This is a genomic window from Streptomyces sp. GQ60, assembly GCF_059758875.1.
On record NZ_JCAXEG010000024.1, the window covers coordinates 58688 to 74066 of the forward strand.

15 protein-coding genes are annotated in these 15379 nt (G+C 70.5%); 9 read left to right on the forward strand and 6 right to left on the reverse strand.

Annotated features, from left to right (window positions below):
• The first annotated feature begins 32 nt into the window (after positions 1–32).
• Positions 33–2087: a S9 family peptidase gene (locus AC6CKD_RS34410; protein WP_498332793.1), complete on the forward strand. Its 2055-nt coding sequence runs from the start codon at positions 33–35 to the stop codon at positions 2085–2087.
• 40 nt (positions 2088–2127) lie between these two features.
• On the opposite strand, the gene AC6CKD_RS34415 is transcribed toward AC6CKD_RS34410, so the two are convergent.
• Positions 2128–3684, reverse strand: coding sequence for an FAD-dependent oxidoreductase (locus AC6CKD_RS34415; protein ID WP_498332795.1), 1557 nt, complete (start codon positions 3682–3684; stop codon positions 2128–2130).
• Between the two features lie 304 nt (positions 3685–3988).
• Here AC6CKD_RS34415 and AC6CKD_RS34420 point away from each other — a divergent pair, with 304 nt between their 5' ends.
• Positions 3989–4546 (forward strand): DUF6328 family protein, encoded by a 558-nt coding sequence (locus AC6CKD_RS34420; protein WP_498332797.1) that lies wholly within the window; start codon positions 3989–3991, stop codon positions 4544–4546.
• Between the two features lie 15 nt (positions 4547–4561).
• The gene (locus tag AC6CKD_RS34425) at positions 4562–4855 is read left to right on the forward strand and encodes a DUF3040 domain-containing protein (RefSeq protein WP_498332799.1); all 294 of its coding nucleotides are present in this window, start codon (positions 4562–4564) and stop codon (positions 4853–4855) included.
• 21 nt (positions 4856–4876) lie between these two features.
• Here AC6CKD_RS34425 and AC6CKD_RS34430 read toward each other — a convergent pair whose 3' ends face one another.
• A complete protein-coding gene (locus tag AC6CKD_RS34430) occupies positions 4877–6088 on the reverse strand; it encodes a PP2C family protein-serine/threonine phosphatase (protein WP_498332801.1) in 1212 nt (403 codons plus the stop codon).
• Positions 6089–6383: 295 nt separating this feature from the next.
• Here AC6CKD_RS34430 and AC6CKD_RS34435 point away from each other — a divergent pair, with 295 nt between their 5' ends.
• Together AC6CKD_RS34435 and AC6CKD_RS34440 are read left to right on the forward strand one after the other, a co-directional pair.
• Positions 6384–6713 carry a type II toxin-antitoxin system RelE family toxin gene (locus tag AC6CKD_RS34435; protein ID WP_498332802.1) on the forward strand — a complete coding sequence of 110 codons (330 nt, stop codon included), beginning with the start codon at positions 6384–6386 and terminating at the stop codon, positions 6711–6713.
• Positions 6703–7203, forward strand: a complete 501-nt coding sequence (locus AC6CKD_RS34440; RefSeq protein WP_498332804.1) for a DUF488 domain-containing protein — start codon at positions 6703–6705, stop codon at positions 7201–7203. Before AC6CKD_RS34435 ends, AC6CKD_RS34440 begins: the two co-directional genes overlap by 11 nt.
• On the opposite strand, the gene AC6CKD_RS34445 is transcribed toward AC6CKD_RS34440, so the two are convergent.
• Both AC6CKD_RS34445 and AC6CKD_RS34450 read right to left on the reverse strand, forming a co-directional pair.
• A complete protein-coding gene (locus AC6CKD_RS34445) occupies positions 7200–8012 on the reverse strand; it encodes a VOC family protein (protein ID WP_498332806.1) in 813 nt (270 codons plus the stop codon). The genes AC6CKD_RS34440 and AC6CKD_RS34445 overlap by 4 nt on opposite strands.
• 89 nt (positions 8013–8101) lie before the next feature.
• Positions 8102–8494 (reverse strand): hypothetical protein, encoded by a 393-nt coding sequence (locus AC6CKD_RS34450; protein WP_498332808.1) that lies wholly within the window; start codon positions 8492–8494, stop codon positions 8102–8104.
• A 261-nt stretch (positions 8495–8755) separates the two neighbouring features.
• Between AC6CKD_RS34450 and AC6CKD_RS34455 the strand changes: the two genes are divergently transcribed.
• The 3 genes from AC6CKD_RS34455 (at position 8756) to AC6CKD_RS34465 (ending at position 12456) form a co-directional block, all read left to right on the forward strand.
• Entirely contained in the window at positions 8756–10000 is a 1245-nt protein-coding gene (locus AC6CKD_RS34455) for an FUSC family protein (RefSeq protein ID WP_498332810.1), read from the forward strand.
• Between the two features lie 289 nt (positions 10001–10289).
• On the forward strand, positions 10290–10697 hold the full coding sequence (locus AC6CKD_RS34460) for an STAS domain-containing protein (protein ID WP_498332812.1): 408 nt from the start codon (positions 10290–10292) through the stop codon (positions 10695–10697).
• A gap of 544 nt (positions 10698–11241) precedes the next feature.
• On the forward strand, positions 11242–12456 hold the full coding sequence (locus AC6CKD_RS34465; RefSeq protein ID WP_498332814.1) for a S8 family peptidase: 1215 nt from the start codon (positions 11242–11244) through the stop codon (positions 12454–12456).
• A 91-nt stretch (positions 12457–12547) separates the two neighbouring features.
• On the opposite strand, the gene AC6CKD_RS34470 is transcribed toward AC6CKD_RS34465, so the two are convergent.
• Positions 12548–12967, reverse strand: a complete 420-nt coding sequence (locus tag AC6CKD_RS34470; protein WP_498332816.1) for a C40 family peptidase — start codon at positions 12965–12967, stop codon at positions 12548–12550.
• 843 nt (positions 12968–13810) lie between these two features.
• Here AC6CKD_RS34470 and AC6CKD_RS34475 point away from each other — a divergent pair.
• Positions 13811–14986: a hypothetical protein gene (locus tag AC6CKD_RS34475; protein WP_498332818.1), complete on the forward strand. Its 1176-nt coding sequence runs from the start codon at positions 13811–13813 to the stop codon at positions 14984–14986.
• Positions 14987–15135: 149 nt separating this feature from the next.
• On the opposite strand, the gene AC6CKD_RS34480 is transcribed toward AC6CKD_RS34475, so the two are convergent.
• The coding region (locus tag AC6CKD_RS34480) for a hypothetical protein (protein ID WP_498332820.1) at positions 15136–15379 on the reverse strand (244 nt) is incomplete at its 5' end.

Here is a 15379-nt window from a genome sequence, read left to right on the forward strand (position 1 = left end):
TCGTCTCGACGCGGAAGGACGAGAGGAGGCCAATGCCCCGGGAACTCACGCACTTCACCCCGGAACACGGGCGAACCGGCCGGCCGGTGGACCGCGCTGCCGTACCGCCCGCACCGGCGCCCGTACCGCTGCGCATGCCGGACTATCGCGGCGCGGACCCCCCGACGGTCCTGCCCGCCCATGGATGCTGGTATCCCGCCGCCGACCCGACGGGCGAGTACGTGGCCTTCATCTGCGACCGGTCCGGGGTCCCTCAGCTGTGGATGGGCCCTGCCCGTGGAAGCGGGGCCCACGTGCTGGACGGGGATCCCGATCCGGTGAGGGAAGTGTCCTGGTCTCCCGACGGACGCTGGATCGCCTACACCTCGGCGCCGGGCGGCGGCGAGCACACACGGGTCCTGGTGGTCCGCCCGGACGGAACCGGACGGCAGGTGCTCGCGGGGGCCGAGCCGGGCAGCTCGGCTCATCTGGGGTGCTGGACGCGGGAAGGGACCGTCCTGGCCGTAACGGTCGCCCAGCCGTCCGCGGCGGGTGCGGAACACCGCGGACCGGGGCACTTGCCGTCGGAAGCGGAAGGTCCGTCCCCGGCGGACGGAAAGCCCCCGGGCCACGCGGCGTCCGAAGGCGGCGGTCTGGCCGCCTACCTGGTGGACCCGGACGGAGTCACCGGGCCGCTTCTCCTGTTCAGCGAGGTGGGCGCGGCCTCCCTCCGGGTGTGCGACATGAGCGCGGGCGGCCGTTTCGCACTCGTGCGCCGTGGCCCGCGCGGTCGGCGGGAGGCCTTCGTGCTCGATACCGCTTCGGGCCGCACGACCTTCGCCCTGCACGTCGCCGACGGCGACGTCTGGATCGGCCGGTTCTCACCGGACGCCCGCACGCTGTGGCTGCGCAGCGACGCGGAACGGGAGTTCGCGGCCCTGCTACGGGTACGGCTCGACGACGGGGGCGCGTGCCGGGGCCTTTCCGTCGCCGCCGAGCGGCACGGAAGCGCCCTGGACCTGCTGAGTCTGCCCGGCCACGGCCGGTGGGCCGTCCTCGCGTGGAACGTGCACGGTGCGACCGAGCTGGAAAGGGTCGGCCTCGGACCAGCGGACGACGGCACCGGACCGGGGCACCGTGCGGACCTGCCCCACGAGGTGGTGACCCGTATCGCGTCCTTGGAGCGCGGCGGGCTCTTCGCCGCCCTGTCGGGTTCCCGGCGCAAACCCGGCATCTGGGAACTCGACGAGGGGCTCGTGACCTCCCGGACCGGCTGGTCGGCGCGGGACGAGGACGCGGTCCCTCCCGGACGGCCCCCCGTACGGCCCGTGCCCCTGCGCTGTCGGGCGCGGGACGGCCTGGCTCTCGCAGGCTGGTACTACAGGGCGCCGGACCAGGATCCGGGCCGGCCGGCCCCCTGCGTGGTCCACCTGCACGGCGGGCCCGAGGAACAGGAACGGCCGGTGTTCGACCCGCTCTACCACGAGCTCCTCGGCAGGGGGCTGGACGTGTTCGCCCCCGACGTCCGGGGCTCGTCCGGCTGGGGCCGTTCCTTCGTGGACGCGGACCTCGGCGCCGGCCGCTTCGCGGCGATCGACGACGTCGCCGATTGCGCCGCCCACGTGGTCGCGCTCGGTTACGCCGACCCCCTGCGTCTGGCAGTGATGGGCCGGTCGTACGGCGGCTACCTCACCATGGCCTCCCTGGTGTGGCACCCGGACCTCTTCCGCACCGGGGTCGCCGTCTGCGGGATGTCGGACTTCGCCACGTTCTTCGCCGGCACGGAACCGTGGATCGCCCAGTCCGCCGCAGCCAAGTACGGGCATCCGCGACACGACGGCGAACTGCTGCGCGCACTGTCCCCGATGAGCCGCATCGACCAGCTGCGCGCTCCCGTCCTAGCCGTGCACGGCGAACACGACACCAACGTGCCGCCGACGGAATCGGAGCAGTTCGTCCGCGCCGCCCGCGAGCGGGGCGTCCTGGCGCGGCAGATCGTGCTGCGCAACGAAGGCCACGAATTCCTGCGCGCGGACAACCGGAGGCTCTACCGGCGAGCGGCCGCGGACTGGCTGGAAGAGCACCTCGGCGGGATCCACGCCTCGTGACGGCCCGGGCACGAGCAGGGACGCGACGTGGATCCCGTTCTCAACGCTCTTCGAGCCCTTCGGAATCCATTCGTTCCAGCGGCTGAAGGGCCGGCCCCTGGAGGATCCCGCCGTCGACGCCGAAGCGCGAGCCGTGGCAGGGGCACTCCCAGGTCCGCTCCGCGTTGTTGAACGCGACGAGACAGCCCATGTGCGTACATACCGCGGACACCGCGTGCAGTTCGCCCTGGTCGTCCCGGTGCACGGCACACGGTGTGCCGCCGGAGGCACGGACCACGGTTCCCTCACCCGGCCGCAGGCTCCGGACCGGCCCGTTCGTACCGTCGCCGAGCGTGTCCAGGCGGTCCTTGACGAAGTGCTTGCCGGTGTCCCACTGCGCCTTGAGGAGAGTCGGTGCGGACCGGAGGACCGAACCGACGCGGCCGGGGTCGTACAGACCGTCCCACGGCTCCTGGCCGCCGGTCAGGAGGGAGGAGATGGCCGTCCCGGCCAGGACTCCGCCCGTCATGCCCCAGCCGGCGAAGCCCGTGGCGACGTACACGTTCCCCCCGGCACCGGGCAGGCGGCCGATGAGGGGCAGCCCGTCCGTGGAGCTGTTGTCCTGCGCGGCCCAGCGGCAGGACAGGGTGACATCGGGGAAGTGCCGTTCGGTCCAGGCCCGCAGGCGGGCGTACGCGGCCTCGACGTCGTCGCCCCCGCCGGGGGTGAACGCCTCGCCGGTGACGATCAGGAGCCGGTTGCCGTCCGCGAGGGGCGCGGTGCGGACGGACCGCTTGCCGCCCTCCTCCGTGATGTACATCCCTTCGGGGTCGCGGTGGGCGGCCAGGCTGCCCGCGATCACCACGTCACGGTGCTGGGTCAGCCGCGCCGCGAGCAGGGCGTGGTCGAAGACCGGGTGATGGGTGGCGACGACGACGTGCCGGGCGCGGACGGCGGCCCCGGTGTCGGTGGTGAGCCGGCAGGGATCCCCTTCGTCGAGGCCCGTGACGCGGGTTCCTTCGTGGAGGCTGCCGCCGAGCGCGACGATGTCGTCGACGAGTCCGCGCAGGTACTTGAGGGGATGGAACTGGGCCTGGTCCTCCACCCTGACGGCCCCCGCCACGGGGAAGGGCAGCCCGGTGTCGGTGACGAACGACGCGTTCAGGCCGGCCGCCCTGGCCGCCTCGGCTTCCGCGCGCAACGCCTCGACGCCCTCGGACTGCTCGCAGTACGTGAGGGCCGGGCGCCTCTCCAGCTCCGCATCGATGCCGAGTTCCCCGGCCACCTCGATGACGTGCCGCAATGCGGCACTCTGCGAGGCGGCGTACGTGCGTGCGGCCTCGACGCCGTGCTCGCTCCCGAGGCTGTCGTACACCGTGGTGTGCAGGGCGGTGAGCTTTCCCGTCGTATGACCCGTGACGCCGCCCGCCAGCCGGCCCGCTTCCAGCACGATCACCCGTAGTCCCGCCCGTGCGAGTTCCCACGCGGTGCTGATCCCCACCATGCCGCTGCCGATCACCGCGGCATCCGCTTGCGCCGGCTCCGAGAGGGGGGCGAAGGACGGCAGGGCGGCCGTCTCCATCCAATACGAGCGGCCGGAGCCGGAAAGTCGGTCCATGTGCGGCGGCTGCCCACGAACCCCCGCGGTCATGCGCCGGGGCTCCACGTGATCCGCGGACGCGGCATGGAAGGACGTGGCGCGGGCAGGTGCCTGCCGAGATTCTGGTGCGCACCGTCAACGGCTGCCACCAGGGTGTAAGGCGGTGGTGGCGATGGACAGACGACCGGTTGCATCGGCCGGAAGCCTGCTCGCGCAGCCCGGGGCCGGGCGGATCCACCATCGGGCTCGGCCTACCGTAACGGACCGCGGACCTGTGAGTCGTCGTCCGTAGCGAGGGGCCGTCAGAGGAAATGGAAGACCCATGAGCACCCCGTTCGACCAACCCGCCATCCCCACCGCCGCAGGCACGACGCGACGCGCGGATCCTCCGAGCACGGCGACGACCGCGTTCGCGGTCCCGGAAGGGGCGCGGGAGCGGGTGAACCGGCGGTGGGTCGAGATCCTCCAGGAGACCCGCGTCGCCCAGACGGGTGGTCAGATTCTCTTCGGCCTGCTGTTGAGCATCGCCTTCACGGCCCGCTTCGAGAGCCTGTCCGCCTTCGGGAGAGGCCTGTACGTCGTCACGGTCGTGCTGGGCGCCTCCTCGACTGCCGCGCTGATCGCGCCCGTCACCATCCACCGGTGCCTGAGCGGCCTGAGGCTGAAGCACGAAGTGGTCGAGGCCGCGGGCAGGATGATGGCCTGCGGGATCGTCCTGCTGGCGCTGACCATCGCGTGCACCCTGCTGCTCATCCTCGACGTCGTTCTGCCGGGCCCGCTGGCTTCCGTGATCGTCGCGAGCGTCATGGTCTGGTTCATGCTCTGCTGGTACGTCCTGCCGCTGCGGCTTCGTCGCCGGGCAACTCGGCGCGCTCCTTGAACGAGGGAGCAGGACATGGCCGCCCCTTTGACTCCGTTCGAACGCCGCAGTCTTGCCGTCATCGAGGCCGGACTGCGCCGGGACCGAATCCTGGACCGCCGGTTGCGGACCATGCGCTGCCGCCGACCGACGTCAGGGGTTCTGGCCCGCATCGCCCTCGCCCTCGGCTTGTTCGCCAGCCTCGCCCTGCTCGTGGCCGCGACCGCTACCGGTTCGCACGCCTGGACCGTGGCCTTCGCCATCGTCTGGCCCGGCACCCTGGTGCTCGCCGCGGCGATGCTCCGCAGGTGGTGCCGCCACCAACTCTGACCGGGCATCGCGAGAGCCCGGTCATCCCCTGGGGTGCCATTCGGTGAGGAGGATGGTGGCGTCGTCGTGGAGGCGGTGCTGGTTTTGGTAGGCGAGGAGGTTGTGGACGAGGCGACGCAGGGCCTCGGGTGCGCTGTCTCCGGAGGCGGTCGAGCGGATGATGCTGTCGGCGAGGCGTTCCTCGCCGTAGAGGTCGCCGTCGGGGGAGCGGGCTTCGGTGATGCCGTCGCTGTACATCAGGACACGATCGCCGGGCTGGAGTCGTAGGTGTTCCTGTGCGGGCGGGGCGGCGGTGTGGAACCCGAAGCCGAGCGGTGGTTGAGCGCTGCGTTCGAGGGCGCCGACGAGGACGTGGCCGTCGCGGATGAGGAGCGGAGGCGGGTGCCCGCAGTTGATCCAGCTGAAATGCCCGTTGTGGGTGTCGAGTTCGGCGATGACCGCGGTCATGAGCAGGTCGGGAATCCACTGGGTGAGCGTGCGTTCGATGGTGGCGGCGATGTCGGAGAGGCCGCCGCCGGATCGACGGGTGGACCGGCAGGCGGCCAGCCCGACGGCGCTGGCGCCACCTGAGGCGAGGTCGTGGCCCATCGCATCCAGCAGCGTCAAGTGCAGGACACCGTCGATGAAGCTGTGGTCGAACGCGTCACCGCCGATGTCGTACGCCGGTTCCAGGACGGCCGCCGAGGTGGCCAGAGCGGTTCCGATGGTCCGCGGGGGCAGGAACGCCCACAGGAGTTCCGCCTGAAGCGTCATCGGACGGGACCGCTCGCGCTGGACGAGCAGATCGTGGTGCGAGGACTTGGAGACCACCAGCAGCGTGGCCAGACTCGCCAGCGCCCGGCCCGCCTGCAGCAGTCCGTCATCCGGGGCGGGGATCGCCGCGTGCAGGACGCCGACCCGCTCGATCCCGTCGACCATCGGGAACCACGTGGCACCCCCGCCGCGCGCCGCCTGGACCTGCTGGGTGCGGTAGGCGAGGCCGGCGAGGGACCCGTCGATGGCCAGTCCCTCACGTTCGTCCGCGGCGAGATCCGGCTGGGGCAGGGGGGTGAGGCGCCGCTGCTGGATGTCGGCCAGGTAGAGACGGGTCTGGGGGATGCCGAGCCGGCGGGCGGCTCGGCCGATGAGGGCGGCGAGCTGCATGGCCGACGCGCCGTGGGACTGTTCCAGCACCCACGCCAGCACTGCACCCAGCCCTTCCGGTGGCGAGGCGTCCGCGGCGTCTACAGCCATGGCCAGCCTGTTTTCGCACCTTCGCTCACCACGGCGCATCACGCTCCCCATCGACGGAACCGGCGCCCCATCTTGCCGCTCGGCCCCGTCGGCGGATGCCCGACACGACGGCCCGCCGAGCGCGACGGCGGCCGGGCTGCCACGACCTCGGCCCGTCGGCTTAGCACCGGCCGCTTCGGGCAGGCGCTCTCTGGGGAGAACACAGGGGCTGTGACCGAACGTCCGTCCGGGCACCCCCGACCGGTACGCGCTCCCGTCCTCGAGCCGGCGCGACGGAGCGGAGGGTACGTGGGTGATGACGTACGGCATCGTGTGGGACGAAGCGGCCGTGTGCGGGGCGGCGCGACACATCGCGGATGACCCGGAGGGGCTGCGGCTCCTGCTCTACGCGGTCGACTGCCTCGCCGCTCGGCCCCGTCCACGGGGCGCGGCCCTCCTCGGCCGGGGGCTGTGCCGCATCCACATCGGCCGTTACCGCGTCATCTATACGATCACCGCGGCTCCGGTGGCGATCGTCATCAAACACGTCGGCCGCCTCGGGTTACGCGTAGCCGGCCGGCTCCCGCCGGAGGTCTCGGTCCGCGACAGGACGTGTGCTGGTGAAGGGTGCGGCGATGAGAAGTAGACGTATCGCAACGATCGGTGTGTATGGCTTCACCGCCGAGAGCTTCCTGGAGACACTCGCCGGCGAAGGCGTGGTGCTGCTGCTCGACCTGCGTCAGCGCCGAGGCGTTCGGGGCCACGCGTACTCCTGGGCGAACTCGGCGCGGCTCCAGCGGGCTCTGGCCGCGGCGGGCATCGGCTACCGGCACGTGAGGGGGCTGGCGCCGACGACGGAACTGCGTGAGCTCCAGTACCGCGAGGACGACCGGCAGGGGGTGGGCAAGCGCAACCGCGTCGCCCTGGCGAAGGAGTATGCGGAGCGCTACAGCCGTGAGATCCTCGACCCCTTCGATCTGGCCGCCCTCGTGGCCGAGTTGCCCGTCGGCGTGGTGACCGCCCTCTTCTGTGTCGAGCGGGATCCGGAAGCATGCCACCGCTCGCTCGTGGCCGAGCGGCTGCGTGCCGAGCACGGCCTGCCGGTCACGGACATCCGCCCACGCGTTCAGCGCTAGGCGGTCACAGGGGCGGCGGGGCCGGCGATGCCGAACACGGCGCCGTCGGGGTCCCTCAAGGTGGCCTCGTGGGGGGAGGGGCCGGAATCGGTTGCGGACACGGTGCTGCCGCCCAGTCCGAGGGCCGCTCGCACCGCGGTGTCGAGGTCGGACACCCGGAAGTGGACGTTCCAGCGTGGCCGCAGCTGTGGGTCCGGGGACTGAGGGAACGCTCCGCCGTGCAGGCGGGCCACCGTACGGCCTCCGTGGCGCAGCAGAATGCCGTCGTTCTCCTCCACGTACGCGACCTCGCAGCAGCCGGCGTGTTCGCAGGCCCACTCCAGGACCTCTCCGTAGAAGATGGCGGCGTCGAACGCGTTCCTGGTGCACAGTTCGAGCCACGCCGGAGCGGCCTCGCCGCCCATACCCCAGTCGGGAATGGCATCGCCCTGCCAGATCCCGAAGACCGCCCCGTCCAGATCGGCGCAGACTGCTGCCCGTCCCGTACCGAAGGACAGCGGTCCCACGGCGACGGTTCCGCTGCGTTCGAGGATCCGTGCCGCCGTGACGCCGGCGTCGTCCACGGCGAAGTACGGGGTCCAGGCCACGGGGACGGCGAGCTCCGGTGGCCGGGAGCCGATGCCGGCCACCGGTACCCCGTCGGCGAAGCCGACTCCGAACGCCTCTCCGAGACGGCCGGGCCCGAATTCCCAGCCGAGAACCGCACCGTAGAACTCCTGCGCCGCACCAAGATCGCGGGCCGGCAGACTGACCCAACAGGGCGCGCCGAACGTTTCGTGACTCGATGTGGACACGATGGTCAACCCCATCCGCTGGTGCGCCCCGGGAGCCCCTCCCACGGTACTCGCGGGCGCCACCGGGGACGGTGAGCAGGCGCATCCAGCGCAAGCCCGCGCCGTCAGCGCGGCCCGCCGCCGGCGTGGCGGCCCCGGCGTCCCAGGAGTCGCGCCAGGAGCTGCGCGGGAGTGGTCGCCGGGGGTGGGCGCACCCTCGGTCCGGCAGGGCTGTGGGAGAGCGGGGCCTCGGGCATGAGATAGCGCATGCCGTCGATGTCCAGGGTGCACAACACCTCACCTTCGGGGCCGGCGGGCCGGCTGAGGTACACCGTGAACGTCTTGGAAGGGTCCCCGGCCACGATTCCCCGCAGCCGTGTCAGGCCGGACCGTCGCTCGCGATCGGCGGCGACGACCTTGCCGTCGACGAGCAGTTCGACCTGCCGTCCAGGGCGGCTGCACCACACCGTGATCGAGTGGCCGTCCTGATCGACGTGAAGGCGCCGGCGCATCACCATGGGGAGCCTCCTTTCCTCACCCTGGCACCACCACCATAGGACGGCCGTTTCTCATTCAGCCAGGCTTGAAGCTCCTCGCCCGTAGCCCTGCGCGTCAGCGGTCTGCGGCCCGACACCACGTGACTCGGTGGCGGGCGCGCACCGGCCGACAGGGCCGTATGAGGCCGATTCGTGGCGCGGGCCCCGTTGCTCGCGGCGTGCCGGCTCGGCAGGTGCACCGCGGTAACGCGTACCCCGCGCCGCTGCGGGAAGGGCTCAGGTATGCCGGAAATGATCAGCAGTTTCGCTATCCGAGTCGCTCGACGCCGACGCGAGCCCGTCGCCGTCCAGGCCCTGCGCTCCACCGCGGCGGCCGTCATCAGCTACGTCGTCGCGCTCCGGCTGAGCAGCGAGCCAAACCCGTTGACCGCCCCGCTGACCGCGCTGCTCGTCGTCCAGGTCACCCTCTACTCGACCTTGACCACCAGCATCCGCCGGGTGAACTCGGTGGTGGTCGGCGTCCTGATCGCGATCGGTTTCAGTGTGCTGGTGGGCCTCACCTGGTGGAGCCTCGGCCTGCTGATCCTGGCCTCGCTGGTGGTGGGCCACCTGGTCCGCGTCGACGAGTTCGTGCCCGAGGTCGCGATCAGCGCCATGCTCGTGCTCGGCGTCACACAGGTCGCGAGTACGGCGTGGGACCGGGTCCTGGAGACGCTGATCGGCGCGGTGGTCGGGCTGCTGGTCAATCTGCTCTTCGCACCACCCCTCTGGGTCGCCTCCGCGGGCGCCGCGATCACCGACCTCGCCAGCCGCATGAGCCGACTGCTGGACCACCTCGGCGAGGAGCCCCTGGGACCGGCCAGGATCGAGCAGGCGGCGGCCCGGCTGCACGAGGCACGCCGGCTGGACAACGACATCGCGCAGGTGGACGCCGCGCTCCGGCAGGCCGAGGACAGCCTCCGGCTCAACCCGCGCGTCAAGGAGGGTCTGCTCTTCAGGCTGGTGCTGCGCACCGGCCTGGACACGCTGGAGATCTGCGCCGTGGTGCTGCGCGTGGCCTGCCGTACGTTGACCGACCTGGCCAAGGCCCGCCCCGACGGTCCCCTCTTCGAACCGGCGACCACCAGCGCGCTGCAGCAGGTGCTGCGCCACACCGCCATCGCAGTGGAGAGCTTCGCCGAGCTGATCACCGCGCAGGTCAGCGCCAACGCCGAAGAGGCGGAAGCCCGCCTGACCGCGGAGCTGACCGTGGCAGGGGTGCACCGCGACCGGCTTGCACAGCTCCTGCTGACCGACGCCCGCAAGGATTCGGCGCACTGGCAGTTGCACGGTGCGTTGCTCGCCGAGATCGACCGGGTCCTCGACGAACTGGGTGTGGACAAGCGCTCTCAGCGCCTGTTCGAAGAGCTCGACGCCCACACCCGCACCCGCCGGACGCGGAACCTGGGACGGCGACTGCCCGGGCGCCTGCTCGGCCGTCTGCCCGGGCGGGGCCGCGGCGGCGACGAGGAAGCGCTGTCGAAGTAGCCCCACCGCGGGCGGGGCTACGGCGGGCGGGGCTACGACGGCCGCGGGCGCGCCGGTGCTCGGCATCGCGTGCGGCGGCAGTCGGCACACACCTGCCCGGCGAGCCTGGCGGGAGCCAGGCCGGCCCGCTCAGCATGCTCACCACTCGCTCACCACTGCCCACGGCCGGCTCCGCGAGCGTCGGCCCGCTCCCGTCGCCGCGCGTCGGGCACCTTCCCGGCCGGGCGCGACGCCAGGATGGTGGCCTCGCGGGCACGAGCGCCCGCCGGCAACGGCAAGGACACCCCATTTGATCACCATCGACGTCCAGCACTGCGGCACCTCGGTCCTCCTCAGCGTCTCGGGGAAACTCGACCGGGAAGCGGACGGTGCTCTGCAGTGCGTCCTGGACCGCGTCGGCTACCAGGAACGCGTCCTCATGATCGACATGCATGGGGTGCCCGCCATGGATTCGGCCGGCCTCCTGCATCTCCTGGACCTCCACCGGCGCGCCGAGTGCCTGGGCCTGCGGACCCTCATCGTCGGGTGGCAGCCCCAGCCCCAGCAGCTGATGGCCGCGGTCGCCGGGATCCCGTCCCCCGGGGCAGCCACTGGTGAGCGCTACGCGGTCGCCGGCTTCCGCCGCCTCCTCGAAGACCGAGCGCAGCGCGCCCGTGACCGAGCCGGCCTCACCGCCGGGTGCCTACCCGACCTGTAGCCACGAGCGCGCGGGGCCCAGCCGGACCACGCTGCCCACCGCCGCCCGCCGCCCGCTGCACCAGCGCGGTGCTGACCGTGCCGCCGGGAACCGCGCGCACGCGGAAGGTGAGGGTGCCGTCCTCATGGGGCGCGTTGGCGGCGAGTCGCAGCGCCATAGCTTCGGGCACCAGGGAGCCTCCAGGCACACGTACCGTCCGGCGGCCGGCCGGCCGACCAGGAAGCCGCCGGGGCGCGCCGCACCCGGGCCTGTCGGAGGTCGGATCCATGCGAGGAACGCGCGTTGCTCCAGCAGCCTGTTCGCGAATGCATCCGGAAGTTGTGTGTATGTGTGGGTGGTTCGAAGAGTGTGGTCATTCTGGGGGGCCGACGAGGAGGTCTCTTTAAGAAACCTTGTTGAATAGCGCTGACGCGTGGGGCGGCCTTGAGTCAACTCCGGTAATCGGTCAGGGTTTCGAGCTGAACCCCCGGAGATCTTCCGGCTCCGGAGGGCTCACGCAACATGCCTTGACGCCCCACACGTCAACACGAGGAGCTCTCTCTCCATGTCAACTCACAAGCACGCACGCACCCGTTCGCGCGGCTTCCGGGTCCTTGCAGTGGCCACGGGAGTCGCCACTGCAACTGGTGTCTGCATGCTGATGTCCCCCCTCGCCGGCGCGAACACTCCGGCCGAGGGAACGGTGTACGGGCTCGGCGCACCCGGTGCGCTCAGCGGCAGCTACATCGTCATACTCGACAAGGACGCGGATAAGCAGGCGCTCGCCAAGAAGTACGGCGGCGAGCTGGAACGCACCTACGCGTCGGCGGTCAACGGCTTCTCCGCGTCCGGGCTTTCGGAGACCGGCGCCAAGCGACTCGCCGCTGATCCGGCGGTGGGCAAGGTCGTCCAGAACAAGAAGTTCTCCATCAGCGGCACCCAGGACAACCCGCCGTCGTGGGGCCTTGACCGCATAGACCAGACAGGGACGGCGGGGGACGAGAAGTACACGTACCCCGACGCGGGTGGCGAGGGGGTCACGGCCTACGTCATCGACACCGGCGTGCGGATCAGTCACAAGGACTTCGGTGGCCGGGCCGCCCACGGCTTCGACGCAGTGGACAGCGACCAGAGCGCCGACGACGGCAACGGGCACGGCACGCACGTCGCCGGCACCATCGCGGGCACCTCGCACGGGGTGGCCAAGAAGGCCAAGATCGTCGCTGTCCGCGTGCTCGACGACAACGGGTCCGGCACCACCGAGCAGGTCGTGGCGGGCATCGACTGGGTGACGCAGCATCACAGCGGGCCCTCGGTCGCCAACATGAGCCTCGGCGGCGGCGCGGACGAGGCGCTCGACGAGGCGGTACGCCGGTCGATAGCCGCTGGTGTCACCTTTGCCGTCGCGGCGGGGAACGAGTCCGCCGACGCCGGGCAGGGCTCTCCCTCGCGGGTCCCGGAGGCCGTCACGGTGGCCTCCAGCACGTCCGGAGACTCGCAGTCCTCATTCTCCAACTTCGGCTCGGTCGTGGACCTCTACGCACCGGGCTCGGACATCACCTCCGCCTGGAACGACAGTGACAGCGGCACGAAGGTCATATCCGGCACCTCGATGGCGACCCCGCACGTGGCGGGAGCCGCGGCCCTCTACCTGGCCGGGCACAAGAGCGCGTCGCCCGCGCAGGTCGCACAGGCCCTGATCGAAGGGGCGACCTCGGGGAGGATCACCAACCCGAGCAGCGGAACCCCGAACAAGCTGCTGAAGGTGTCTGCGCAGTAGGCGTCGCCGTCCGGCGCCGTCCGTGAAGCCGCCAGGTCCGTCGCACCTGAGGGGGGTGCGGCGGCCCCGGCAGCGGCGACTCTCACTGAGTTCAACTAGCGCGCCCGTAACGGACGTTCTTGCTCCAGATCCGCTCCAGCCGTACCCGGGTACCTGGGCGGGGTGCGTGCCAGATCTTGTCGTGGCCGGCGTAGATGCCCACGTGTTCCACGGTCGAGCCCCTGGGGAAGAACACCAGGTCCCCCAATGCGCGTTTGCTCCGGGGGACGTGAGAGGTGTGCTCGTACTGCTGCTCGGCGGTACGGGGTAGCTGTCTGCCGGCGCTTCGGAACGAATAGAGCGTCAGGCCTGAGCAGTCGAACCGTTTTGGTCCTGTTGCGCCGCGGGCGTACGGTGCGCCTTCTTTGGAGGCGGCCACGGCCACCGCCCTGACGCCGTACGGTGTGGCCGCGTCGGCGGGTGGCACGGGGATGACCAGCGTACTCGTGGTCAAGAAGCAGAGCAGCAGCATGACGCGAGGGGGGTCGAATCCGGCAGGGCGACGAACAAGTCGGCGTGCCTGCCGGGCCTTACGGGATTCGGATTCGGTCCTGGGGACGGACATCGTGATACCTCCGCGTTCGGATGCGACAGCGGTCGATCGGACACGAATGAAGATCCTGCTTTCAGCGTCGTGATTCCTGAGCGTGTAGCGGCCGACCAGTTTTCTCCGACGGCATCCCGAATTCACTTCCGGAGAGGGGGTGATCTGTATCGGTTCTGTAACAGATTCGCGAACATATGTAAATCATGCTGTGGTTGTCGAGCCGTCATGAACGAGTTTCTCGACTGTGCTGACCCGCCCACGAGTCGGGGTTCAACGTGATGTGGCGTGGCGCGGGCTCCCGTTGCGGGCCGGTGTGTGTGCTGTGTCGCGGCGGCACGACGTGCGCGGCGCGCGGCGTAGTGCGGCGCTCACCTCGCGCTCGGACGCCATGGCGGCGTCGTGGAGCTCCGGGACGGGCTCAGGTCCACGCGGTCGGACCCGGAACGGCGGCGAGGGCCATGGGCGTCTCCTCGTGAACCTTGAGCGGACACCCTCCGCCCGGTGCTACCCGTCGAAGATCCGATGCAGACGTGCCGCGGGCGGTCGGAGCCGGTCCCGCCCAGGCCCCTCCTTTTTGCAGCCGCCGCTAACTGATGATCACGCCATTCGAAACGGCTTCTCGCCGGGCCCGACAGCCTCGATCTCGAATATCGCGATCTCCGGGAACGGCTGACCGCAATCGGTGCGCCGTGAAAACGATGGATGTTGAGCTGATGTAAACAAAGATCGGATCGCCTCCCGGCGCCTCCCCCGAAAAGGAGTCAGACAATGAGGCCACTACGCCGCCCCCGTCAGGCCGCTACCCTGCTCGCCGCGCCCGCGTTCGCACTCACTTTCGGCGGCCTGGTCGCCACCCCCGCACACGCCGCCACCATCGACGTCGCCTGCTCCACCGCCGCCCTCATCCAGGCCGTCACCACCGCCAACAGCACCCCCACCACCTCCGACACCCTCAGCCTCGCCCGCGACTGCACCTACACCTTCACCGAGCGGATCGCCGGCCCCGGCCAGGCCGCGCTCCCCCAGATCACCAGCCCCATCACCATCAACGGACGCAACGCCACCATCACCCGAGACCGCAACACCGACAACGAATTCCGCTTCTTCAGCCTCCCTCCTGCCACCGGCGCGAACCTGACTCTCCGGGACGTTGCCCTCACCAACGCCAAAGTCGGAGCAGGCGCCCAGGGCGGGGCCATCCAGCTGGGATTCGGCACCGTTGTTTCTCTTTCCAACACCCGCCTCACCGGCAACGCCTCCAGCAACGGAGGCGGCGCCGTCAACAACAGCAATGGAACCCTCCGCGTCGTAGGTTCCTACTTCAAGAGCAACCACACCGAAGCCGGCCACGGCGGTGCCATCCTGAGCAGCGGTACCACACGCGTGGACCTCAGCGTGTTCACCCACAACTCCACCGGACCCGTCAGCGGTGGTAACGGCGGCGCCATTTCGCACGGCAGCATCTCTGCACCCTTCACCCTGACTGCGAGCATCCTCACCGGCAACGAAGCAAAAGGCCTGGGCGGCGCCATCCATAACAACAGTTCCTCCGCGACCATCGCCGACAGCCAGATCCGCAGCAACGACGCCAGAACCGGCGGGGGCATCGCCAACTTCGGCACGCTCACCATCAACACGCTCACCACCATCCGTGGCAACACTGCAAGCTTCTCCGGCGGCGGCATCTACAACTTTGGAACGCTCAATACCCGCAACACCGTCATCGACAGGAACGCGGTCACTCTGGGAACCGGCGCCGGCATTCACAACCAGGGTGACGCAACGCTCAACGACTCCCGTGTCACAAGCAACACCGCGGCCCACGCCCCCGCCGGCCTCCACAACGAAGGCGGAAACGTCACCCTCAACCACACGACCATCGCGAACAACAACCCCGCCAACTGTGACCCATCAAACCCCGCTGTCACTGGCTGCACTCAGTAGGTCCACGCACGCCCAGGGCCGAAGGAGGGGCTGGTCCGTTTCGACGTGCAGCGGGACCCGCTCAGGCCCTGAGGGGGTCCCTCACCGCGGTCGCTGCTGAAGCCGCCGCTGTCGCTCGGCAGAGGTCCAAAGCGATGACGGCCCACGACTTATAGGTCTGCCCGGAGCTGGCCTTCCGGTTCCTGCTGCATGCCCTCGCGCGGTTCGACTGCCCGGTGTCCGCTGAGGTTTACAGTCGGCTCGAATGCGTGAGCACGGCCTTCGGGCACGGACCGTACGTGGTCGATGCCCACCGCCACCGCGTGGAATGACACCCGCCCCGTGCGCAGGCCCTGGAGGGACTTCGGTCCGTCCAGGGCCTCATGCGAGAGGGCGTGTGCCAACGGGCTCTGA